General features: G+C 67.0%; 16 protein-coding genes. 4 read left to right on the forward strand and 12 right to left on the reverse strand.

What is annotated here, in order from left to right:
* Positions 1 to 20: 20 nt before the first annotated feature.
* The 5 genes from VEC57_00810 to VEC57_00830 are packed head-to-tail and all read right to left on the reverse strand — an operon-like array spanning position 21 to position 5164.
* The gene (locus tag VEC57_00810) at positions 21 to 689 is read right to left on the reverse strand and encodes a tetratricopeptide repeat protein (GenBank protein HYB97650.1); all 669 of its coding nucleotides are present in this window, start codon (positions 687 to 689) and stop codon (positions 21 to 23) included.
* 56 nt (positions 690 to 745) lie between these two features.
* A complete protein-coding gene (locus VEC57_00815) occupies positions 746 to 1276 on the reverse strand; it encodes a bifunctional nuclease family protein (GenBank protein ID HYB97651.1) in 531 nt (176 codons plus the stop codon).
* 56 nt (positions 1277 to 1332) lie between these two features.
* Complete coding sequence (locus VEC57_00820; GenBank protein ID HYB97652.1) at positions 1333 to 2718, reverse strand: hemolysin family protein; 1386 nt, start codon at positions 2716 to 2718, stop codon at positions 1333 to 1335.
* 29 nt (positions 2719 to 2747) lie between these two features.
* Positions 2748 to 4160 carry a VWA domain-containing protein gene (locus VEC57_00825; protein HYB97653.1) on the reverse strand — a complete coding sequence of 471 codons (1413 nt, stop codon included), beginning with the start codon at positions 4158 to 4160 and terminating at the stop codon, positions 2748 to 2750.
* Positions 4161 to 4171: 11 nt separating this feature from the next.
* Positions 4172 to 5164, reverse strand: a complete 993-nt coding sequence (locus VEC57_00830; protein HYB97654.1) for a MoxR family ATPase — start codon at positions 5162 to 5164, stop codon at positions 4172 to 4174.
* A gap of 188 nt (positions 5165 to 5352) precedes the next feature.
* On the opposite strand from VEC57_00830, the gene VEC57_00835 reads away from it, so the two are divergent.
* The gene (locus tag VEC57_00835) at positions 5353 to 6117 is read left to right on the forward strand and encodes an NRDE family protein (protein ID HYB97655.1); all 765 of its coding nucleotides are present in this window, start codon (positions 5353 to 5355) and stop codon (positions 6115 to 6117) included.
* A 34-nt stretch (positions 6118 to 6151) separates the two neighbouring features.
* On the opposite strand, the gene VEC57_00840 is transcribed toward VEC57_00835, so the two are convergent.
* The 5 genes from VEC57_00840 to VEC57_00860 all read right to left on the reverse strand — a co-directional run bounded on the left by VEC57_00840 (position 6152) and on the right by VEC57_00860 (position 16405).
* Positions 6152 to 6730, reverse strand: coding sequence for a CDP-alcohol phosphatidyltransferase family protein (locus VEC57_00840; protein ID HYB97656.1), 579 nt, complete (start codon positions 6728 to 6730; stop codon positions 6152 to 6154).
* A gap of 13 nt (positions 6731 to 6743) precedes the next feature.
* On the reverse strand, positions 6744 to 8204 hold the full coding sequence (gene hflX / locus VEC57_00845) for a GTPase HflX (GenBank protein HYB97657.1): 1461 nt from the start codon (positions 8202 to 8204) through the stop codon (positions 6744 to 6746).
* Positions 8192 to 11743, reverse strand: coding sequence for a DNA polymerase III subunit alpha (dnaE, locus tag VEC57_00850; protein ID HYB97658.1), 3552 nt, complete (start codon positions 11741 to 11743; stop codon positions 8192 to 8194). The genes hflX and dnaE overlap by 13 nt, the downstream gene beginning before the upstream one ends.
* 108 nt (positions 11744 to 11851) lie before the next feature.
* The gene (locus tag VEC57_00855) at positions 11852 to 12637 is read right to left on the reverse strand and encodes an SDR family NAD(P)-dependent oxidoreductase (protein ID HYB97659.1); all 786 of its coding nucleotides are present in this window, start codon (positions 12635 to 12637) and stop codon (positions 11852 to 11854) included.
* A 144-nt stretch (positions 12638 to 12781) separates the two neighbouring features.
* On the reverse strand, positions 12782 to 16405 hold the full coding sequence (locus VEC57_00860) for a Calx-beta domain-containing protein (GenBank protein ID HYB97660.1): 3624 nt from the start codon (positions 16403 to 16405) through the stop codon (positions 12782 to 12784).
* 222 nt (positions 16406 to 16627) lie between these two features.
* Here VEC57_00860 and VEC57_00865 point away from each other — a divergent pair, with 222 nt between their 5' ends.
* Complete coding sequence (locus tag VEC57_00865; GenBank protein HYB97661.1) at positions 16628 to 17725, forward strand: hypothetical protein; 1098 nt, start codon at positions 16628 to 16630, stop codon at positions 17723 to 17725.
* A 79-nt stretch (positions 17726 to 17804) separates the two neighbouring features.
* On the opposite strand, the gene guaA is transcribed toward VEC57_00865, so the two are convergent.
* Positions 17805 to 19349, reverse strand: coding sequence for a glutamine-hydrolyzing GMP synthase (gene guaA / locus VEC57_00870; GenBank protein ID HYB97662.1), 1545 nt, complete (start codon positions 19347 to 19349; stop codon positions 17805 to 17807).
* Positions 19350 to 19359: 10 nt separating this feature from the next.
* Positions 19360 to 20826, reverse strand: coding sequence for an IMP dehydrogenase (gene guaB / locus VEC57_00875; protein HYB97663.1), 1467 nt, complete (start codon positions 20824 to 20826; stop codon positions 19360 to 19362).
* A gap of 159 nt (positions 20827 to 20985) precedes the next feature.
* Between guaB and VEC57_00880 the strand changes: the two genes are divergently transcribed.
* Together VEC57_00880 and VEC57_00885 are read left to right on the forward strand one after the other, a co-directional pair.
* Positions 20986 to 21498 carry a gamma carbonic anhydrase family protein gene (locus VEC57_00880; protein HYB97664.1) on the forward strand — a complete coding sequence of 171 codons (513 nt, stop codon included), beginning with the start codon at positions 20986 to 20988 and terminating at the stop codon, positions 21496 to 21498.
* A 227-nt stretch (positions 21499 to 21725) separates the two neighbouring features.
* Positions 21726 to 23051 carry a choice-of-anchor L domain-containing protein gene (locus tag VEC57_00885; GenBank protein ID HYB97665.1) on the forward strand — a complete coding sequence of 442 codons (1326 nt, stop codon included), beginning with the start codon at positions 21726 to 21728 and terminating at the stop codon, positions 23049 to 23051.
* Positions 23052 to 23279: the final 228 nt, after the last annotated feature.

Raw genomic sequence — 23279 nt, forward strand, 5'->3', positions numbered from 1 at the left:
GCGTGGCGTCCGGATTCAATTCAGCTGGCTTTGAGCGCTTCGATGCGGCGTTCGATGGCGGCGCCGGGGGCTCCGGATCCTTCGATCTCCAGGAGCTTCTGCAGTGCCGCGATGGCCGCGGCCTTGTCGCCCGCCTTCTCGGCGATCCGCGCGCGGTCGTTGAGCGCCGCCTTGCGATAGGGGCCTTCGATCTCGGCCGCACGATCGAGCACCGGCGCCGCTTCGGCTGGCCTGCCCGCCTGCTCCAGCGCGTAGGCCTTGCCCATCAGCCCGATCTGCTCGAGGTAGTCCGTTTCGGCGTTGGGGATGAACTCGTCGTAGAGCTTGATCGCTTCGTCGTAGCGCCCGCCGTCGGCGGCGAGGTTGGCGCGATAGAGAACGGCCAGCGATGCGTACGGCCCCGCATTGGCGCGGTCGCCGACGCGGCTCAGGCTGGCATCGGCGGCGCTCGGCGAATCGAACTCCAGGTTGGAGACGGCGCTGTTGAAGTCGGTGGCTGCGCTCGAGCGCGACGAGGAGAGGTAGCCGGTGACGCCGGCGATCAGCGCGATGACGGCCACGATCGCGGCCGCGCTTCCGAAGACCTGCGTGCGGTTCCTGTCGACGTACTGGCGGGCCGACCCAAACGCCTCGAAGAACGGATCGGGCTCCTTGAGCTCCTTGCGATCGAACCTGTCGGATGCAGCCATGCCGCGCTAATTAAAGGGGGTGCCAGGCAAAGCCAAACCGCAGCTTGGCGTTCTCACTACATCTTGTACTTGAAGTCGCTGGGATCGAGCTTTTCGAGGATCTCGTCCCATTCCTCGGGTGCGACCTCCGAGAGGTCCTGAGTCACCGGAGTCTCCGGCTCGCCTTCGGCCTCGTCGCTGGCACGCGAGGCCTCGATGACGGCGCGGGCCACGAAGATGGGGCTCTGCGTGCGCAGCGCCAGCGAGATCGCGTCGCTCGGGCGCGAGTCCAGCGTATGGCGCCGACCCGCGATATGCAGGTCGATCGAAGCGTAGAACGTGTTGTCCTTGAGCTCGGTGACGACGATGCGCTCGACGGTGGCCCCCACCTCCTCGACGACCCGCTTGAGGAGATCGTGCGTCATCGGCCGTGCCATCTTGACGCCCTCCAGCTCGGTGGCCATCGAGGTGGCTTCGAGAAGACCGATCCAGATCGGCAGCGTCACCTCGTCCTTGTCGTCCTTGAGCACCACGATCGGAGTCTTGGTGAGCGGATCGAGCGTCACGCCCCCCACCGTCATGCGGACCAGGTCTTCCTTGGCGTTCACGTGGGCGAATTGTGGCCCGGTGCTCCCTGCCCGTCAACCCGACCGACGGCCCGGTGTCAGGTGTTGTCGGTCTCCTCTTCGGCCGTCTCTTCCTCGGCTTCGGGCGGAATGATGCGCACGCGCCGAACCGCGCGCGGCGTCGCATCCTGGACGACGAGCGTCACGCCGTGGCCGGCCGCCAGGCGCGCGCCGCGATTGGGCATTCCGCTCGCGAGCTTGTTGCACAGGCCGCCGATCGTGGTGACACCGTCGCTTTCCTCGAGCTCCAGATCCATCTCTCGATTGATGTCGCGGATCGGAAAGTCGCCGCGCACGCTGACCGAGCCGTCGCCGAGCTCGACCAGCGCCGGCTGCATGCCTTCCTGCTCGAAGACCTCGCCGACGAGCTCATCGACCAGATCCTCGAAGGTGACCAGCCCCGAGAGCAGCCCGTGCTCGTCGACGGCAATGGCGATGCGCTGATTGTCGTCGCGCATGTACAGCAACACCTCGATGGCCGGCACCGTCTCGGGAAAGGCCTTGACCGCCCGCAGCAGCTCGCGCAGCACGATGGTGTTGCCGCGCGACATGACGCCGAGCACGTCCTTGACGCTGACGTAGCCGACGACGTTGTCGAGGTCGCCTTCATACACCGGGATGCGCGAGCGCCGGCGCTCCAGGAGGAACTTGCGGATGTCCTCGGATGTCGCATCGATGTCCAGGGCATCGATGCGGTTGCGCGGCACGATGACCTCCGCCAGCGTCAGCTTGTCGAATTCCAGCGCACGCGAGGCAATCTCGCTGGCGTGCTCGTGGAGGGCGCCCGTTTCGGCGGCCTCCTCCACCATCTGCTGCAGCTCCTCGGTCGAGACGCGGGTCTCCATGAAGTCGGTGCGATCGGAGAACGGCCGCAGCACGAGGTTCGAGGTAGCCGTCAGCAGCCAGACCGCCGGGCGAGCCAGCCACGACAGCGCCAGCAGCGGCTTGGCCATCAGCAGCGCGTAGGCTTCGCCGCTGCGCAGCGCCAGGGACTTCGGCACCAGCTCCCCCAGCACCAGCGACAGGAACGAGATGACGGCGACCACGATCGCGAACGCGACGGTGTCGGCGCGCTCGCCGATCCAGGAAACGGTGGCCAGCACCGGCGACAGCTCGGCGGCGATGGTCGAGCCGCCGAAAGCGGCGGCGGCCGTGCCCACCACGGTAATGCCCACCTGAACGGTGGCCAGGAAGCGCTCGGGATTCTCCCGCAGGGATTCGAGGGCCGCGGCCCCGCCGCGCCCGAGGTCGACGAGCTGCTGCAGGCGCGTGCGGCGCAGCGAGACGATGGCGATTTCGGCCCCGGCAAAGACGCCGTTGGTCAGGATGAGGGCCAGGATGATGATGATTTCGCCGAGTATGGTGTGGCCTCTTACCGAGTGGGTCCGATCGTCTTCCGCTGCTTCCGGTTGCGGCAGGCGCAGCGGCTATCCTGCCGGCGGCGCCGGCGCGCTCAGCTCGTGATCAGGATGTCCACTACCTTGTATAGTTGGCGCAGATTGCGGCACTCTTCGACCACGTTGCAGTGCTTGCCGTAAAGATTCATCTCGCTGTCGCCGAAGCCCCACGTGGACTTGTTCTCGGGGTTCAGCCAGATGACCTGCTTGGCCCTCTCCTGCACGTCGCGCAGCACCCAGTCCTGGGGCGCATTGTAGTTGTTGCGTGCATCGCCGAGCACGATGACGGTGGTGCGGCTGTCGATGGCTTCGATGTGGTCACGATGGAACTGCGTGAACGCGCGCCCGAAATCGGAGTGCGCGTAGACGTTGACGACGTCTCCGTTGATCGCCTTGTGGATCGCGGTCTGGATGTCGTTGTCCTTGAACAGGCGCGTGACTTCGGCGATGTCGGCGACGAAAACGTAGCTGCGCACGCGCGAGTACATGTCCTGCAGCGAATGCACGAACTGCAGCATGAAGCGTGAGACGTTGCGCACCGAGTCGGAGACGTCGCACAGGATGATGACCTGCGGCCGCTCGCGGCGCCGGTCGTCGAAGCGGATGCGGAACGGGACGCCGCCGAACTCCATCGACCGCCGCAGGGTTCCCTTGACGTCGAGGCGCCCGCGCTTGGCGTGCTTGTAGCGCACCGCCATGACGTTCTTGAGGCGTCGCGCCAGCGCCGCCACCGCGTCGCGCATCTGCTTGATCTCGGTGGGAGACAGATAGTAGAAGCTCTTCTCCAGCAGCCGCTCGCGGTCCTTCTCGCGCTCCTCGGCGCGGTGCTGCTGCTCCTTGTCCAGGCGAAGCAGGCCCTTGAGCAGGTCGTTCAGGTCCTTTCCGCGCCGCTCCAGGTACTTGCGCATCTGGTCGAGCTCGCCATCGTCGGCGCCCTCCTCTCGCATGCGCTCCAGGATGCGGTCGAAGTCCGACTGCAGCTCCCCTGCCCCGATCATGTCGAGCATCTGCTTGCCCACACCCGGCGGCACGTAGTTGCTCTCCATCCGCGGCAGCTTTCCCGACTCCATGAGCTCGCGCAGCATGCGCTCGATCTCGCCGGAGTCCTGCAGCGCCAGCGCCTTGGCGAGGTCGGAAATGTCGAGCTCGCCGCTCTGCAGCATCTGCGCCAGGCGCTCGAGCATGTCGCGAAGCTGTTCCTCGGTCAGACCTTCGGCCGGCGTCGAGGCTGCTGCGTTGGCGCGCACGAGATCGCCGACGCCCGAGAAGAAGACGTCGAAAAGCTCATCGTAGACCGCGACGTCCGTGGTGCGCTTGACCATCGCCGCGCGCAGCGCGTTCTTGAAGTAGCCGCGATCGGCAAGGCCCGACAGGTGCACGGCACGCAGCGCATCCAGCGTCTCGGCGGTGGAGACGCGCACGCCGCTGCGCCGCAGCAGGCCCGCGAACTCGATGATGCGTTCTTCCAACGCGTCCTCCCCTAATGAAGGAGGTCTTTGGTGTCGGCCGGCGCCGGCGCCGGGGCAGCCGCTTCCTTGGCCTTCTGCGCAGCCTCCTGCTTGGCCACGAAGGACGTCAGCTCCTTCTCGGCCTTCCGAAGGTCGCCTTCGTACTTGGCGATGGTCGAAAGCGTGCTGCGCACGACGTCATCGCCCAGGCCCTTGGCGTTCATGATCACCAGAGCCTTTGCCCAATCGAGAGTCTCGGAGATGCTCGGCTGCTTCTTCAGATCGAGCTTGCGCAGGTTCTGGATGAGCGAGGTGATGTCGCCGGCCAGGCTCTCGGTGGCCTCGGGGACCTTGAGGCGAATGATCTCGAGCTCGAGATCCGGGCTCGGGAAGTCGATGTACAGGTGCAGGCAGCGGCGCTTGAGCGCGTCGGACATCTCGCGCGCGTTGTTGCTGGTCAGCACGACGATCGGGATGTGCACGGCCTCGATCGTGCCGAGCTCGGGAACGGTGACCTGGAAGTCCGACAGGATCTCGAGCAGGAAGGCCTCGAACTCGGCATCGGCCTTGTCGATCTCGTCGATCAGCAGCACCGTGCGCTGGGTCGACTGGATCGCCTGCAGCAGCGGCCGCGGCAGGATGAAGCGGTTGGAGAAGAAGACGTCGTCCTGGTTGGTGATGCGGTCGACCGCCTCCGACAAGGTGGCGGCGCCGGCGGTGATCTCGCTGATCTTGTCCTTGAGGACCTGGGTGTACAGGAGCTGCTTGGCGTACTCCCATTCGTAGAGAGCCTTGGCCTCGTCGATGCCTTCGTAGCACTGCATGCGGATCAGCCTGGCGTCAAGGCTGGAGGCCACGACCTTGGCCAGCTCGGTCTTGCCGACGCCGGCGGGCCCTTCCACCAGGAGCGGCTTGCCCAGGCGCGTGGCCAGGTAGACGACCGTGGCGATGTTGTTGTCGCAGATGTACTTCTGGCCGGCCAGGCGGCTGCGAACGTCCTCGATGGAAGAAAAAGCTGCGTCCAATGGAACCAATTCCCTACTCCCAAGCCGGGGTCAGGTCTTGCATTCGAGCATTCTCGGCATGCAGCGCTGATGCGGCGAAAACTGCGGCCGGACGCTAACATGCGACCCCGACGCGTTCCACCGGCCTCGCCGGTCGCGTCGCACGCCGCGTCTGCGCCCGCGGCACGTGTTCGTTATAGGGTCGCGTGATGTGCACCCTGGCTGTCTACCGCGGAGTCTCCAGCGCATTCCCGCTGATCGTGGCGGCCAACCGCGACGAGTTTCTCGGCCGGCCCGCCACGCCGCCGGCGCCGCTGGCCACCGATCCCGCCATCGTGGCCGGGCTCGATCTGCAAGCCGGCGGCACCTGGCTCGGCTGCCGCACCGACGGCAGCGCGCGAATCGTCGGCATCCTCAACCGGCGCCCCTCTGCCGACCACGCCGCCTCCGGACCGGGCGAGCTTTCGCGCGGCTCGCTGTGCATGGAGACGCTGCAGGCCGCTTCCGTCGACGAACTGCGCTCGCTGCCGCCGCAGCAGGCACGCCGCTACGGCGGATTCAGTCTGTTCGTCGCCGATCTGGCGCAGGCCTTCGTCATCGACAACGGCGAGGGCGGCGTGCGCGTGACCGAGCTGGGACCGGGGCTGTCGGTCCTGACCAATCTCGATGTCAACGACCCGCGCTGTCCGCGGCTGTGCAGCGCCACGCAGAAGTTCTCCGAGCTGCTGCCGCTCGTGGAGAAGGCGCAGTCGTGCGGGCTGCTGGTGCCGGCGCTGGCGCGGGTGCTGGCCGACCACGAAGGCAGCGTGCAGGCCGAAGGAGGCGCCGGCAGCGTCTTCGGCAGGATCTGCGTGCACGCCGGCGACTACGGGACGCGCTCCTCGTCGATGATCTTTGTCGGAGGTGACGGCAGCGTGCGCTATTTCCACGCCGAGGGGCATCCGTGCAAGGTCCCCTTCGCCGCCGTCCACTAGCGGCTCGAGCTCGTGGCGGCGCGCCCGCGTCCGCTCAGGCCTGGTCACCCGCCGAGCTGTCGATGCTCGAGTACCACCGCATCCCCCGCCACACGTAGTCGCTGCCCGAGATCACGCTGGCCACGCCGGTGGCGAAGAAGACGAAGCTCATGAGCCAGCCCCACGGGTCGATCCAGTCGGCCACGTCGAACAGCACCAGCGTGACGCACAGGAGCTGGAAGAAGGTCGTCATCTTGCCCCAGATCGACGGCGCCATCTCCATCGACTTGCCGACCACGGCCGCCGTCAGCAGGAAGCCGCCGAGGATGACGACGTCGCGCGTGATGACGACGATCATGAGCGGGCGCGGCACCTCGCCCATGATGCCGAGCGCGATGAACGAACTGACCACCAGCAGCTTGTCCGCCAGCGGGTCCATGTGCGCGCCGAGCTCGGTGCGCATGTCCCACATGCGAGCGATCATGCCGTCGACGGCATCGGTGAGACCCGCGACCATGTAGACGATCAGGGCCAGGCTGAACTGCTCTTCGACGAGAAGGGAGAGGAACAACGGGACGGCCAGGATGCGCGCCAGCGTCAGGGCGTTCGGGATGTTGAGCACGCCGGAGTTCACGTGGCTTTCGGTATCAGGCGTGGCGCAGCTCGTATCCTTCGGTTCCGACCATCGCGGCCAGCTGGCCGGCGCTTCGAGGGCTCAGCCACACGACGATGCGCGTGCCCTGCTCGTCCTCGGTCTCCTCTACTACACGGCCGTTCTGATACAGCCAAGCCCGCGTGCGCCCGTCCATGTGAGGAATGCGGATCGACAGCTTCTCCTCGCTCGGCGCGAACTCCTGCTCGAATCTGGCCAGCAGCTCCTGGCATCCCTCGCCTGTCACGGCCGACACACCGAAGGCGCCGGGCGGCAGCGAGGAGGCGCCATCGGAGGCGCGCAGGAGATCGATCTTGTTGTAGACGTCGATGCGCGGGCGACCGGCCGCGCCCAGCTCCTGCAGGATCGCCTCGACGACCTCGATGCGCGCCTGGCGATCGGGGCCGGCGGCGTCGATGACATGCACGATAAGGTCGGCCTCCACGACCTGCTCGAGAGTTCCCTTGAACGCCTCGACCAGCTCGTGCGGCAGCTTGGAGACGAAGCCGACGGTGTCGACAAGGATGATCGGCTTGCCGCCGGGAAGCTCGAGCCGGCGCACGGTCGTGTCGAGCGTGGCGAACAGCTGATTGGCCACGTACACGCCGGCGTCGGTCAGCCGGTTCATCAGAGAGGACTTGCCGGCATTGGTGTAGCCGACCAGCGCCACCGTCGGATACGGCACCGCTTCGCGCTCGCGGCGGTTGAGGCGGCGCGTTCGGTCCACCTCTTCCAGGCGCTCGCGCAGCTTGTCGATCCTGACGCGCACCTGGCGCCGGTCGCTCTCGAGCTGGGTCTCGCCGGGGCCGCGCATGGCCACGCCGGCGCGGATTCGCGAAAGGTGCGTCCACTGCCGCGTCAGTCGCGGCAGCAGGTACTGGAGCTGGGCCAGCTCCACCTGCAGCTTGCCGGCTCGCGTCTGCGCGCGAAGAGCGAAAATGTCCAGGATGAGCTGGCTGCGGTCAATGACCTTGATCTCGAGCGCCTTCTCGAGGTTGCGGCGCTGCGCCGGGGTCAGCGGATCGTCGAAGACGACGACGTCGATCTTCTCGTCCTTGACCAGCGTGGTCAGCTCCTCGACCTTGCCCTTGCCGATGCGAGTGGCCGGCGAGAGCTGGCGAAGCGTCTGCTTGAGCCTGGCCACGATCTCCAGGCCGGCCGTGTCCCCGAGCTGCGACAGCTCATCGAGCGAATCATCGGCGTGCTGGGAGTCCTGCCCCGCCCACACCAGGATGGCACGCTCGCGGCGGCGTGCCGTCAGATGCTCGCGCGGCGGACGGTTACCGTCCTGGCGAGGGCGCTCATCTTCCTGGTCGGGATCCTTTCGCGGCGGCTCGCCGTTGCCTGGAGGCTCCTCGCGTGCGGGCTCCTCGTCCTGCGGCTCCTCCTCGGGAACGACGTCGTCCTGCTCAGGCTCGGTCGGCTTCTGGTTCTCTTCCTCGTCTAGGTGTTCCACCGTTTCTCCCGGACCGGGTCTTCGAGTACGCCCTCGAAGCTAACGCATCCCTCGCCGAATAGCGCCTCGGCGATCTGGATCAACCCATCCGTGGGATCGACGCTGAGCTCGTCGGGCAATTCGATTTCGGTCTCGGTCGAGCCCCGTGCGACCACGTTGAGGTAGGAGCGGCAGGTGCCGCGGTTGCGCTCCAGCGCCGACTTGAGCTGCGCGAAAGCGTCCGGGCGCACGGCGCTCGAATCGACGCGCAGGCGGATGCGCTGCGCAGCCCTGCGGCGCGCCTGCGGCAGCGGGATCACTTCGTCGGCAATGATCTGCGCCTTGCGCGAATAGTCCGGGCCGGCTTCCTCGTCGCCGTGGCCGTCGCTCGCGCCGCCGCCTTCGCCGTACTCGAGGCGGCCCATGACGATGACCGGCTCGCGGCCGATGATGGCCGCTTCGCAGCGGCGGTAGCAGTCGGGCCACGCGATCACCTCGATCAGGCCGTCGCGGTCCTCCAGATTGAACGTGGCATAGCGTTCGCCCTTCTTGCTGTTCTTGCGCTTGACCGTGTTGGTGACGCCGGCGACGCGGACGGTCGAGCCGTCCTTGGTGCCGGCCAGGTCGGCGGTGCTGACGAAACGCATGAAGGCGTCGTGCGCGTAGCGGTCCAGCGGGTGTCCCGAGATGAAGAAGCCGACGGCATCGTGCTCGTAGGCCAGCACCTCGAGCGGCTCGAACTCGGGCACGCTCGGCAGCTCGGGCTCGGGCTGCGTGCTGGTGGTGCCGTTGCCGAAAAGGCCCATCTGACCGGCGGCAAGATCGCTGCGCACGCGCTCGGCCCAGGCTATCGCGCCGTCGAGGCCGGCAAGCAGCCGCGCGCGATGGGGATCGATGCTGGCCAGCGCGCCGGCCTTGATCAGGCTCTCGATGATCCTGCGCGTGATCTGCGTGCCGTCGGCGCGCATGCAGAAGTCGCCGAGCGAGGTGAACATCCCCTCCTCTCGCGCCGCCACGATGATCTCGATCGCCTTCTGTCCGACGCCCTTGACCGCTCCGAGGCCGAAACGGATGGCGTCCTCGCCCACCGTGAAGTCGGCCTTGCTGTGGTTGACGTCGGGCGGCAGCACCTTGATGCCGTGCTCGCGCGCGTCGGCCAGGTTCTTGTAGGTGGATTCGGCCGAATCCATCTCCAGCGTCAGCAGTGCCGCCAGGAACTCCTTCGGATGGTGAACCTTGAGCCAGGCGGTCTGGTAGGTGACCAGCGCGTAGGCCGCCGAGTGCGACTTGTTGAAGCCGTAGGCGGCGAACGTCTCCATCTGCTCGAAGATCTTGACCGCCTGCTCCTCGTTGCGGCCGATGGCCAGGGCGCGGTCCAGAAAGATCTTGCGCTCCTTCTGCATCGTCTCGAGCTTCTTCTTGCCCATCACGCGGCGCAGGTTGTCGGCCTGTCCGAGCGAGTAGCCGGCGTAGACCTGCGCGATCTGCATGACCTGTTCCTGGTAGACGATCACGCCGTAGGTATCGCGCAGGATCGGCTCCAGCGACGGATCCGGATAACGCACCTGCATCTTGCCGGCCTTGCGCTGGATGTACTCCTCGACCATGCCGCTATCGAGCGGGCCGGGACGGTAGAGAGCCAGCGCCGCGATCAGGTCCTCGAAGCAGCTCGGCTTCATGCGCGTCAGCAGCTTGCGCATTCCGCCGGACTCGAGCTGGAAGATGCCCACCGTGTCGCCGCGCGTGATCATGCGGTAAGGCGCGGGATCATCGAGCGGCAGGCGCGACATGTCCACGTCCCTGCCGGTGGACTCGCGCACGCGCCGCACGGCGTCCGCGATCAGCGTCAGCGTCTTCAGGCCGAGGAAGTCGAACTTGATCAGGCCGATGGCCTCGATGTCCGGGCCCGCGAACTGCGTGATGACCGAGCCGTCCTTGTCGACGTACAGCGGCACGTCCTCGACCAGCGGCCGGTCGGAGATGACGATGCCCGCGGCGTGCTTGGAGACGTGGCGCGCCAGGCCCTCGAGCTTGAGGGCGTACTCGAAGAGCTTGGCCTCGCGCTCGCCGCTGTCGCGGATCTCGCGCAGCTTGGGCTCCTGCTCCAGGGCGTCCTTGAGCTTGACGTCGCGTCCCTGCTTGGCGGCCGGGTACAGCTTGCAGATGCGGTCGGTCTCGCCGAACGAGAAGTCGAGCACGCGCCCCACGTCGCGCAGCGCCGCCTTCCCCTTCATCGTCCCGAACGTGATGATGTGCGCGACCTTGTCGTCGCCGTACTTCTCGCGCACGTACTTGATGACGTCGTCGCGCCGCTCGTAGCAGAAGTCGACGTCGATGTCGGGCATGCTGACGCGCTCGGGGTTCAGGAAGCGCTCGAACAGCAGATTGTAGGGGATCGGGTCGATGTCGGTTATCCGCATCGCATAGGAGACCAGGCTGCCGGCGGCCGACCCTCGCCCGGGCCCGACCGGGATTCCCTGCCCCTTGGCCCAGTTGATGAAGTCGGCGACGATCAGGAAGTAGCCCGCGAACTGCATCTGCTCGATCATCGCGATCTCGGATTCGAGTCGCTCGCGATAGACCGTTTCGTCGAGCTGCAGGCCGATCTCGCGCGCCGCCGCCAGCCGCTCCTCGAGGCCCGCGCGGGCCTGCTCGGCGAAGACGTCGTCGATGCGGCGTCCCTCCGGGACGGCGTAGACCGGAAACTTGTTGCGCCCGAACTCGAGCTCGACGTTGCAGCGCTCGGCCAGGCGCGCGGTCTCGTTGACCGCGTCGCGCGCGTGCGGGAACGCCGCCAGCATCTCTTCGCGGCCTTTGACGAAGAGCTGGTCGGTGCCGAATTTCCACCGGTCCTCGTCGATCAGGCGCTTGCCGGTCTGCACGCACAGCAGCACCTCGTGCGCGTGGTGGTCGTCGTGGTCGAGGTAGTGGCAGTCGTTGGTGGCCACCAGCGGAATGCCGATTTCGCGGGACCAGGGGATCAGGACATCGTTGACCTTCTGCTGCTCGGGCAGGTGGTTGTCCTGAATCTCGAGGTAGTAGCGGTCGCCGAAGATGGTCGAGTACTCCTCGATGGCCGCACGCGCGCGGTCGAGGCGGTCGGCGGTGATGGCGGTGGCGACCTCGCCCGCCAGGCAGCCCGACAGGCAGATCAGGCCCTCGTTCCACTCGCGCAGGATCTCCTTGTCGATGCGCGGTTTGTAGAAGAAGCCGTCCTTGTACGACTGCGAGACCAGGCGCGAGAGGTTCTTGTAGCCGATCTCGTTCATCGCCAGTAGGATCAGGTGGTTGTTCCCGGCGCGCTCGTAGTCGCTGCTGGCCACGGCGGTGCGCTCGGTGCGCGAGCGCGGCGCCACGTACACCTCGCAGCCGATGATCGGCTTGATGCCCGCATCCTTGGCCGACTTGTAGAAGTCGACGGTGCCGAACATGTTGCCGTGGTCGGTCATCGCCACCGACGTCAGCCCCAGGCCTTTGAGCTTGGGCATGAGGTCGGAGATCTTGTTGGCGCCGTCGAGGAGGCTGTACTGGGTGTGGAGATGGAGATGGACGAAGCTCACGGCCTGCGCAGGCTCCATCGAAACACGGCCTGAATCAAAAACGGCCGTGCGTAGGAGACGGCGCGGCCGCTGCGCCTTCGGCGCCGGCGGACAGACGCGCGGCCGTCGCTAGCGCGTCGCGGTTCCGGGCTCGGCCATCTTTCGATGCTGCTCGGCCAGGAGCGAGGCAGGGGCGACGTTGGCAAGCGTCGTCATGAGCTTATTGCTCCAGCCCGAGACGACCTCCTGCTCGCCCTTCATCATCGCTTCGAAGCCTTGCCGCGCAACGTCCGCGGGGTCGTCCTTGTCGCTGCTGCCTACGTAGGTGTCCATCATGTCGGCGCGCGCGAAGAAGTTCGTCTCGGTGGCACCCGGGATCAGGCAGGTGACGGTGACGCCGCTGTCCTTGAGCTCGTTTCGCAGCGCGAACGAGAAAGAGTTGAGAAATGCCTTGGTGCCGCCGTAGACCGCCTGGAACGTGCCCGGGATGTAGCCCGCCACCGAGCCGGTGATGAGGATTCGGCCGTGCGCTGCCGCGCGCATGCGGCGTCCGATCTTGTGAATGAGATAGACGGTGCCGGTGACGTTGGTGTCGATGACGTGACGGATGTCGTCGAATTCCTGGTCGAGAAAGGCGCGGCCGAGACCGTGTCCGGCATTGGCGAGCAACGCATCGACCTTTCTGTCGCCGACGGCCGCGCACAGCTCGTCGACCCCCTCGATCGTCGCCAGATCGATCTGCACCGCATCCACCGATGCCCCGAGGGCGCGCAGATTCTCCGCCGCATCCGGGACGCCCGCATCATCTGCGCCGATGACCAGGTCGAAGCCGCCTTCGGCGCAGCAGCGTGCGAGCTCGTAGCCGATGCCGCTCGATGCCCCGGTGATGAGTGCCAGTGGTTTTTGCGTGCCCATGCCCAGTCTCCTCGTCGACGTTTCAGGAATCGACGGGAGGCGCGCAGCGGCATTCGACTCGACCGAAGCTTTACGGCGTGGCGGTGTGGCGCCGCCGGCGAGCTTCACGCTCGTCCTGCCGGCAACGGTCGTGCCCGGCAGTGCTCACGCCGGGCACTGCAGCGGTACCGGCTGCCCCACCGCCCTGCGCAGAATCACCAAGGAATCCGTGGCCGTAACGGTGCCCGACTCGTTGACGTCGCAGACGCGCAGGTCGCAGTTGGAGCTCTGCACGGCAGCTTTCAGCACGAACAGGGCGTCGCCCGCCTTGGGCACGGTCGCGTTTAGCCTGGTCGGGATGCCGCACTGGTAGGCGATGCAGTCGGCCGAGCAGTAGTCGCCGGCCGTATAGAGGAGGTCACCGTCGTCGCAGGTCTCCGGTGCCTGCACCGCCAGGTTGCCGCACTCCGGGTCGCCGTCGTCGTCCAGGATGAAGCCGTGGCCGATGTTGCCCGCGTAGCCTCCGGGCAGGAGCTGGCCGCTGACCATCAAAAAGAACACCTCGATGCCCTCGTCGGCGGCATCGCCGAGGATCGGCACCGAGACGGTCTTGGGGGCCTCGCCGGCCGCAAAGCTCATCGCAACGTCGATGTCCTCGTAGTCGAGGCCGGCCGTTGCCGTGCCGGCCGTGGTCCGCACATTGAACGTCACCGTATGGTCGGTGGGCGTCACCGAGACCTCGATTTCGAGGTTCTTGGTCCCGTTGTCTCCCTCGCTGATGGAGGCGCTCGAAATGTAGACGCCCGGAAAGTCGGTGCTGTAGTCGAACAGCAGGATCTCACTGGTCGCCTGCGCGCCAAGGGTGGCCCCGCCCGTCGGATTGGTGAGCAGCAGGTCGATGGTCTGGTCGGCGCCGTCGGGTCCGTCGAGCACCAGAGGCACGTCGAACGACTTCAGGAACTCGCCGTCAGCGAACGTGAGCGTGCCCGACACGTCCGTGTAGTCGGCGGGCGCAGTGGCGGTGTCGGCCATCGTTGCGTACTGCACCGAGACCGTGCCGGTGGCACCGCCGCTGCGCGAGACGAGGACGGTGACGAAGCCCTGCTCCTCGTAGCCCAGGAACTTCATCTGCGAGAACTGCAGCACGCCGGCATCCTCGCCGGCATCGATGACGGCGCAGGGCGAGAACTCGGAGGTGTCGCCCTCGGGGCTGGTCGCGGTCGCGGTGACCACGGTGTCGGCGCTCGAAAAAGGCACCGTCGCCTCGATCAGGCCGATGCCGTCCTCGTCCGTCATGACGGTGGAGCTGCCGAGGTAGGTCTGACCTTCGCCAAAGCCGGAGGGGTCGCAGGCCGGGCTCGAGTAGAAGTCGATGTCGTAGGTGGTGGCGGGACGGCTGGAAAGCTTGCCCGCGATGTCGATGTCGGCGCCGACCACGAGCACCGACGTCAGCGCCGGCATGTTCTGCCGCTCGTTGGCGCCGGTGTCGCCGTCGCGCGAGTCGTCGGCGGAGAGATTCGTCGGATCCAGGTCCAGGCCCAGACCGCCGTTCGAGAAAATGGAGTTGCCGCGCATCTGGTTGTGCGTGCCGAACCAGACGAAGGCGCCGGAGTTGACGGCCCCGGCGATGATATTGCCCGCACCGGGCTCGATGCCGCCGACGATGTTCCCCGAGGCGCCGTAGTAGACGATGTTGAACCAGTTGCCGCGAAGCGTGGTGCCGTCGGCGGCCACGCCGATGCGGTTGCCCTGCACCAGGTTGTTGGTCGCGCCAGGGCCGCCGAAGACGATGCCGTAGTACTGGTTGGAAGCGATGATGTTGCCGGCGCCGGGATCGGTGCCGCCGATGACGTTGTCGGCGCTGTAGATCTCCAGCCCCGAATCGTCGTTGCCCATCGGCGTCTGCCCGTCGGCAGCAAGACCGATGATGTTGCCCTCGAAGACGTTGCCGGGCGCGTCGGCGTCGAGCGTGACGCCGCGATTGTTGCCGGAGAAGACGTTGCCGGCGCCCGGGGCGGTGCCGCCGATGAAGTTGCCAGTGGCCGAGATCAGGCGCAGAGCATAGCCGCCATTGGGAATGGCGGCGTTGCCGCTGATGTTGGTGCCGACGTAGTTGCCCTGGATCGTGTTGCCCTCGCCGCCGATGATGGCCATGCCTCCGCCGCCGGAGATGACGTTGCGGGCGCCGGCCTCGGTGCCGCCGATGGTGTTGTCGCTGCCGTAGATGCGGATTCCGCCGACCCCGCCGAGCGCGGCCGTTCCGGCGGCGTTGGTCCCGACGAGGTTGCCCTGCACGACGTGCATCGTTCCGCTGACGTCGATGCCGCCGCCGTTTCCCGAGACGAGGTTGCTCTCGCCGGCGGCGGCTCCGCCGATGAGGTTGGACTCGCCGTCGACCGAGATGCCGATTCCTGCGTTGCCAATCGCGACCATGCCGGTCACGTCGGTGCCGATGTAGTTGCCCTGCACCGTGTTGCCATCGCCGGAGGTCGCCAGTCCCGCGCCGTTGCCGGAGATGAGGTTCCTGGCAGCGGCGACATTGCCGCCGACGGTGTTGTCGTGGCCGTAGATACGGATGCCGGTCCCGCCGCCTTCCTCGAGCAGCGCCTCGGTGCCTGTGGCGTTGGTGCCGACGCGGTTGCCCTGGACAACGTTGTTGATCCCGTTGACATCGATTCCGCCGTTGTTGCCGGAGACCAGGTTGGCCGCGCCGGCGACCGTCCCGCCGATCGTGTTGGAGTCGCCGTGGACGACGATTCCGACGCCGCCGTTGCCGAACGCGATCGTGCCGGTGGGATCGGTGCCGATGTAGTTCGCCTCGATCAGGTTGTTCACCTGCCCCTCGCGAACGACGATGCCCGAATGCGTGTTGCCCGAAATCACGTTGCGGTCGCCGGCAAAGGTGCCGCCGATGAAGTTGCCGTCCGAATACACCTCGATGCCATGGTAGCTGTTCGGTATTGCGGCGGTGCCCGCGGCGTTGAGGCCGATGATGTTGCCGCGAATGCTGGTGCCTTCCGGATTCTCCGACTCCAGGCTGATGCCGCGCGCGTTCCCCGAGATCAGGTTGCCGCCGCCGGCGGCGTTGCTCCCGATCGAATTGCCCGCACCGAAGGAGCGGATCGCATAGCTGCCGTTGCCGATGGCGGCGGTGCCGGCAGGGTTGGTGCCGAAGTAGTTGCCGAGAATGTCGTTGCTGGTGGCGTTGGCACCAATCGTCATTCCGTTGCCGCCGTTGCCCGAGATGACGTTGCGATCGGCTGCCGTGCTGCCGCCAACGGTTCCGAAGCTGCCGTCGACGGCGATTCCCGTGCCCGTGTTGCCGGCGCCGCCGGCACCGGTGGAATCGAGGCCGATGTAGTTGGCCTCGACGACGAAGAGGGCGCCCTCCATGCGGACGCCGGTGGCGAACGCGTGAATCGCGAGCCCGCGCACGCTGCTCAGGTTGCCGACCAATCGAAGCCCCGTGCCGCCTGCGGTGGTGCCCTTGAGCGTCACCAGCGGAACGCCGGCATACCCGGGCTGGCTGGTGCCGTTGATGTCGACGGGCGTGGTCATGACCGGCAGCGAGGTTGCCGGAGTGATCACGCGCTGGCCCGCGGGAAGGTTGAAGCGGATCTCGTCGAACGCCGGCGTGGCGTTGGCGGCCGTCATGGCATTGCGCAGCGAGCCGGCGCCGGCGTCGAGGTTGTTGGTGACGGTGAAGACGACGGCTGCCGCCGGATGCGCGGCGACGAGCACGCCGATGGCGGCGGCAACGACGGCGAGGCGGATCGCGAATGCGGACATGTCGAGCTCCCCCCGGGCCGCATTCCGGGCGCGGCGCGAGCCGTGCTAGTGGCCGGAAATGGGACTTACGTCAATCCTGGCGCTGCCTGGCGCGGACGCTCGGCGGCTTCTTTACTGCCGGACCAGCCTTGCGAGCCCGCCGCAGCGACGCGACACGCCAAACTGGCCTGAGCTCTCCCGGCTGAATATGCTCTGGTTGTGTCGACCCGGATCGTCTCTGTGTTGTTATCCCTCCTGGCTGCGATTGGCGATCCTGCGCCCGCCGCGCAGGCGGATGATGCATCCGACAGCACGGCCGGTTCGACCGTTGTCACCACCTCGAGCACTTCGTCGAGCCAACCGTATATCGGTGCGCTCTTCGTCGAGTGCACCTACGACCTGCTCATCGGCGATGACACCGACGCGCGCTCGATGACGTTTGACGCTTTTGGGATGGGCAGCGAGACCTGTGCCCTGCCGCCCGATGGGCCGCTGGCGACGGCGTCGCTGGATTACGGCTACGGCGAGTACGGCTGGCGGTTTTCCATCGACGGAGTCCCGGGCGCGGTCGCCGCCGGCACGCGCCTGCTGAGGTGCGAGGGCACCGAGCTCATCAGCAAGTTCGACGATCCGCAGACGCTGTCGCTCGTCGACCTGATGGCGTGGAGCACGAGCGGGGAAGGAGCCGACGGTGCGCCGATCCTGCCGCCGCGTCTGTGCTTCGCCAATCTGGAATGCGACGGTGAGCCGTACGGGTTCCAATGGAAGGCTGACCCCGTGTGCGGTGACGCCGATTATGATGAGGAGATCGATGCCAGCGATGCGCTGCACGTCCTGCGCACCGCCGTCGGAACGTCCGCGTGCTCCCCGGTGCCGACATCATGCGACGGCGACGGTGACGGCGTGGTGACCAGCCCCGACTCGCTCATGGTTCTCCGCAAAGCCGTCGGTCTTCCCGTCGAGACTGCATGCCGGCGACCATGCCTCCCCGGCACGATCGGCCCACCGCAGTCAGTCCGATATTTCGATGTAATGCTGACGTCGACGATGCCGCTGTCATCGGTGCAGATCGAGGTCGACTATCAGGGGCCCGGCGGATTCATCGTTTCCAGCTTCCCACCGGACCCCGAATGCTACGGACCCAAGGGTGGGTTCTTTACCAGAGACGATGATGCGAACGTGCAGGCATCGCTGTCGGCGACAGCCGCCGGTGACCTTGCGCGCTGCCGTATGCAGACCACCGGCACGTTCCCGGTGCCCGCAGACTTCTCCATCACGGTGTCCGACGACGGCGTGCCGCTGGAGAACGCGGTCGAGGTGACGTCGATTGTTGCTTGGTGAGTTCTCCGCGACTCTCAGGCGAACGAGGAAACGGCGCGGCGTCTCGGCTTACGTCAGCGGTGCCGGCAGGCCTTCCCGGCTACTCCCACTCCACCGTTGCCGGCGGCTTCGTCGAAACGTCGTAGACGACCCGGTTCACCCCGCGCACCTCGTTCGCGATACGCGACGCCGTGCGCGCCAGCACCTCCGGCGGGAATCGGAACCAATCCGCGGTCATTCCGTCCTCGCTGACGATCGCACGCAGCGCGACGACCTGGTCGTAGGTGCGATAGTCCCCTTGCACGCCCACGGTCCGCACGGGCAAGAGAACGGCAAAGGCCTGCCAGATCTGGTCGTAGAGCCCGGCTCGGCGAATCTCGTCGATGAACACCGCGTCCGCTTCGCGCAGCGTGGCAAGCGACACTTCCTCGATCGGCCCGAGCACGCGCACGGCAAGCCCCGGACCCGGGAACGGATGGCGCCACAGCAGCTCGTGCGGCAGCCCCAACACCGCGCCCGCCGCTCGCACCTCGTCCTTGAACAGCTCGCGCAGCGGCTCGACCAGCGCCAGGTTCATCTTCTCCGGGAGGCCGCCGACGTTGTGGTGGCTCTTGATCGTGGCTGACGGTCCCTTGACGGACACCGACTCGATCACGTCCGGATACAGCGTCCCCTGCCCCAGGAACGTCGCCTTGGCGCGGCCCGCACGCGGCTTCAGCGCCGCCTCCTCGAAAACCTCGATGAACACGCGCCCGATCGTCTTGCGCTTCTGCTCGGGATCCTCGATCCCGCGCAGCGCTCCGAGGAAGCGCTGAGACGCGTCGACGTAGACGAAGTCGTCGCCGAAGCGCGGGCCGAGCATCTGGCGCACCTGCTCGGCCTCGTCCTTGCGCAGCAGGCCGTTGTTGACGAACACGCACGTGAGCTGTCCCGGCACCGCCTTCTCGATCAGCGCGGCGGTGACGGTCGAATCGACGCCGCCGCTGATGCCGCAGACCACCTGTCCGTCCCCGACCAGCGCCCGAATGCGCGCAACGGCCGACTCGACGTAGCTCTCCATCGTCCAGTCGGCCTTCAGGCCGCAGATGCGGAAGAGGAAGTTCTCGAGCACCTCACGGCCGCGCTTTGTATGGACGACCTCGGGATGGAACTGCACCGCGTACTGGCGCTTGCCCTTGTGACGAAGCGCGGCCAGCGGAGAGTTGCCGCTGCGCGCGATGGCTTCCCAGCCTTCCGGTAGCTTCTCGAGCCGGTCTCCGTGGCTCATCCAGACGGTGGTGGGCTCGCCGGCACCGAAGCCGTGGAAGAGATCCTCGTCCACGTCCACGTGCAGCTCGGCATAGCCGTACTCGCGATGCGCCGAGCGCGCGACCACACCGCCGCCGGCCACGCCCAGGATGCCCATGCCGTAGCAGATGCCGAGCAGCGGAACGCCCTGCTCGAAGATCGCCGGCGACGGCGACGGCGCGCCTTCGTCGTAGACGCTGGCCGGGCCGCCCGAGAGGATGATCGCCTGCGGCGCGAGCTGGCGGATCTTCTCGGCGGGGATGTTGAAAGGATGGATCTCGCAGTACACCCGCGCTTCGCGCACGCGGCGCGCGATGAGCTGGGTGTACTGGCTGCCGAAGTCGAGGATCAGGACCATCGACACTGGGCTACTCTCGCTGATAGTTGGGCGGCTCCTTGGTCATCGTCACATCGTGGACGTGGCTTTCGGAGAGGCCGGCCGGTGAGACGCGCATGAAGCGCGCCTTGCTGCGAAGCTCCTGGAGGCTGGCGGCGCCGATGTAGCCCATGCCGGCCTTCAGGCCGCCCACGAGCTGATGAAGGATCGGCGCGATGTTGCCCTTGTAGGGCACGCGCCCTTCGATGCCTTCGGGCACCAGCTTGATGTCCTCGGTCTCCTGCTGCGAGTAGCGGTCCTTGCTCTGGCCGCCGCGCATGGCCTCCAGAGATCCCATGCCGCGATAGACCTTGTAGGTGCGGCCCTGGTACAGCACCGTCTCGCCGGGACTTTCCTCGGTTCCGGCGAGCAGGCTGCCAATCATCGTGGCGCTCGCGCCGGCGGCGAGCGCCTTGGTGATGTCGCCGCTGTAGCGGATGCCGCCGTCGGCGATCACCGGGACGCCGGCCTTGTCGGCGGCTTCGCACGCGTCGGCAACGGCGGTGAGCTGAGGAATGCCGACGCCCGAGATCACGCGCGTCGTGCAGATCGAGCCCACCCCCATGCCGACCTTGATGCCGTCGGCGCCGGCGTCGATCAGTGCCTGCGTGCCCTCGCGCGTGGCCACGTTGCCACCGATCACCTGAAGCTCGGGAAATGTTTTCTTGATCTCGGCCACGGTCTCCAGAACGTTCTTGGAATGGCCGTGCGCCGTATCGACGGCGACCACGTCCACGCCCGCTTCGTACAGCGCACGCACGCGATCCTGCCGATCGGGGCCGACGCCGACGGCGGCGCCGACGAGCAATCGTCCGTGCGTGTCCTTGGAGGCGTTGGGAAACTCGATCGACTTCTGGATGTCCTTGACCGTGATCAGGCCTTGGAGCCGTCCTCCCTCGTCGACCACCAGCAGCTTCTCGATGCGGTGGCGGTGAAGCAGCGCCGTCGCATCCTCCATGCTGATGCCGGCTCGCGTGGTGATCAGCTCCTCGCTCGTCATCAGCTCGCTGACCGGGCGCGACAGATTGCGCTCGAAGCGCACGTCGCGGTTGGTCAGGATGCCGACCAGGCGTTTTCCCTCGATCACCGGAAGGCCGCTGATGCCATGCTGGCGCATGATCTCGAGCGCTTCCGACAGCGGCGCCTGCGGCTCGATGGTGACGGGATCGCGCACCATCCAGCTCTCGCTCTTCTTGACGCGCGCCACCATCGCCGCCTGCTCGACCACATCCAGGTTGCGATGGATGAAGCCGATGCCGCCCGAGCGCGCCATCGAGATGGCGGTGCGCGATTCGGTCACCGTGTCCATGGCCGCCGAGACGAGCGGGATGTTCAGACGGATCTTGCGCGTCAGCCGAGTGCCGACGTCCGCCTGCGCAGGAAGGATCGAAGAGGCTCCCGGGACGAGGAGAACGTCGTCGAAGGTAAGCGCCTCGCGCAGATTCTCCAGGGGTTCCATGTTCTCTTGTAGCCAGGCGGGCGCCGCGTTGCAAAGAATGCAAGACCCTTGCGCACAACTGCGAAGCACCACCCCGCATGCTGGCGGGTGGCGCTGGCCTCGAGCCGCGGTCGCGGGTCGGGTCGCACTGGCGCTGCAGCAGCGTTAGGGATCGCGGCGATGATTCGCAGCTACGACAACCTCGCGCCTCGCATCGCGTTCTCGGCGTGGGTCGCGCCGACGGCGGTCGTCGTCGGCGATGTGGAGATCGGCGAGGACTCCTCGATCTGGTACGGCTGCGTCGTGCGGGGCGACGTCTTCCACGTGCGCATCGGCGCGCGCACGAACGTGCAGGACATGACGGTCATCCATGTCACGCACGAGCGCTATCCCACCATCCTTCACGACGACATCACGGTCGGCCACCGCGCGGTGCTGCATGGCTGCACCGTCGAGAGCCGCGCTCTGATCGGAATCGGCGCCGTGGTTCTGGACCAGGCGGTGATCGGTGAAGGCGCGCTGGTCGCGGCAGGCTCGCTGGTGACGCCCTCGACCCGAGTGCCGTGCGGGATGATGGTGATGGGGGCGCCGGCGCGAGTCGTGCGCGAGGTAACAGACGCCGAACGCGCCTGGATGGCGGAATCCTCGCGGAATTACGTCGAGTACGCGCGACGGCACGCGGCGGCGGGCTGACGGCTCATGCGTCCCGCCGCGGGCCGACCGCTGCGTCCCCGTGCCGCCGAGTGCGGCACGACGGGAGGCGGCGCGCTTCGGCGCAGGCATTTCGGGTCTTCAACGGGAAGCGCCGCTTCGCATAGATCAATCTGCATTGCAGGTTGTCAGAGGGGTTCCCCCCGCCCATACTCCCCGCACCTTCACCGCCGGCAATGGCGCATCGTGCGGTGACTGCGAGGTGCAACATGTATCGGTCCGTTCCGAGCGCGCTTGGCGCTGCGCTCACCGTCCTTTGCTTCGCCACGCTCGCCGCCGCCGATGACACCGTCCAATGCGACGCCGCACGCATGCGTCTTGCCGGCCAGCACAGCTCCTGCCTGGTCAAGGCCGAGGCCGTGGCGCTGCTGAAGGGCGAGACCGCCGATACCAGCCAGTGCGAGAGCAAGTTCACGGCCAAGTGCAACAAGATCCTCGACAAGTACGGCAGCGCCTGCACGCCGCCGCAGGACTGCGCAAGTCTTGCCGAGACGGCATCGTGCGTGGCCGATGCGCTGCCGTTCCCCGCACCGACCACCACCACGACTCTTCCCCCCGACTGCGATGCGGCGGGCGATCCCGACGGAGACGGATTCGACGTCGCGGCGGGCGACTGCGACGAGTGCAGCGCCTCGGTCAACCCGGGCGCCTACGACTTTGGGCAGAACGGCGTCGACGACGACTGCGACGGCACCGCCGACAATGCGGCCGCTGCCTGCGACTCCGGCCTGCCGCTGCAGGACGTCGACCCGATGAACGCGGCCCGTGCCATCGAGCTTTGCCAGCAGACCACCGGGATGGAGCTGAAATGGGGCGTCCTGAATGCCCAGTATGTGCGCGCCAGCGGCGCGCCCTACTCCTCGACGCTGCAGAACGGCCTGATCGAGGTTTTCGGCGACAACGTCACTCCCAGGGCCGGCGTGCGCATGCTCGCGCTCTCTTCGGGAAATGCGCGCGACGCCGGCGATCCCGGTGCCTGCGGCTCCCATACCTGCACGCACAGCACCGGCGGGACGCCTCCGCCCGGTTTTCCGCAGTATGTGCCGGGTTGCCCCGTTGCCGCCAACATCAACGACGACGTCGCGCTCGAGGTCCAGCTGCGCGTGCCCACCAACGCCGCGGGCTTCCGGATCAAGCTCGACTTCTACACGTTCGATTATCCGGAGTGGGTCTGCACCCAGTACAACGACCAGTCCATCACGCTGGTCACCCCGTTCCCGCCGGGATCGATCAACGGCAACGTCAGCTTCGATGCGTCGGGAACGCCGGTCAGCGCCAACATGGCGATGCAGGTCTGCGCCGGCTGCCCGCAGGGAACCTCCGCGCTGTCCGGCACGGGTTTCGACACCTGGAGCGAGGCCGCTGCCACGGGCTGGCTGACGAGCCAGGCGCCGGTCACGCCGGGCAGCACGATGACGGTTCGACTGGCGATCTGGGATGCCGGCGACCAGGCGACGGACTCGACGGTCCTGCTGGACGCCTTCGAATGGATCGAGCAGGGACCGGTGAACGTGCAGACGACGCCGGCGCCGTGAACCGCCAGAGCCGTTGCCGTAGAGACGCCGACGCAAGCGCAGTGAACGGCCAGAGCCGGTTGGCGTGAACGGCATGAGCGCCCGTAAGGGCGACGCCGCCGACCTGGTGCAGCGGTCTTGCGGCGGAGATGGGCGCGCGCATCGCTGCCCGGCGCCGATTGCACCGGCGCCGTCACGCGCTCGATGCAGAACTCGGGTTGCCTGAAGCCGCCCCCTTTGCTCAAAGGG

It is taken from the genome of Candidatus Limnocylindrales bacterium, from assembly GCA_035626395.1.
In the GTDB taxonomy this organism is placed as follows: domain Bacteria; phylum Desulfobacterota; class Binatia; order UBA1149; family CAITLU01; genus DASPNH01.

What these genes read in the sequence shown, in the direction of transcription:
- VEC57_00860 (HYB97660.1), bottom strand. Translation starts at nt 16,405, where the DNA reads ATGTCCGCATTCGCGATCCGCCTCGCCGTCGTTGCCGCCGCCATCGGC.
- guaB (HYB97663.1), bottom strand. Translation starts at nt 20,826, where the DNA reads ATGGAACCCCTGGAGAATCTGCGCGAGGCGCTTACCTTCGACGACGTT.
- guaA (HYB97662.1), bottom strand. Translation starts at nt 19,349, where the DNA reads ATGGTCCTGATCCTCGACTTCGGCAGCCAGTACACCCAGCTCATCGCG.
- VEC57_00810 (HYB97650.1), bottom strand. Translation starts at nt 689, where the DNA reads ATGGCTGCATCCGACAGGTTCGATCGCAAGGAGCTCAAGGAGCCCGAT.
- VEC57_00880 (HYB97664.1), top strand. Translation starts at nt 20,986, where the DNA reads ATGATTCGCAGCTACGACAACCTCGCGCCTCGCATCGCGTTCTCGGCG.
- VEC57_00885 (HYB97665.1), top strand. Translation starts at nt 21,726, where the DNA reads ATGTATCGGTCCGTTCCGAGCGCGCTTGGCGCTGCGCTCACCGTCCTT.
- VEC57_00835 (HYB97655.1), top strand. Translation starts at nt 5,353, where the DNA reads ATGTGCACCCTGGCTGTCTACCGCGGAGTCTCCAGCGCATTCCCGCTG.
- VEC57_00855 (HYB97659.1), bottom strand. Translation starts at nt 12,637, where the DNA reads ATGGGCACGCAAAAACCACTGGCACTCATCACCGGGGCATCGAGCGGC.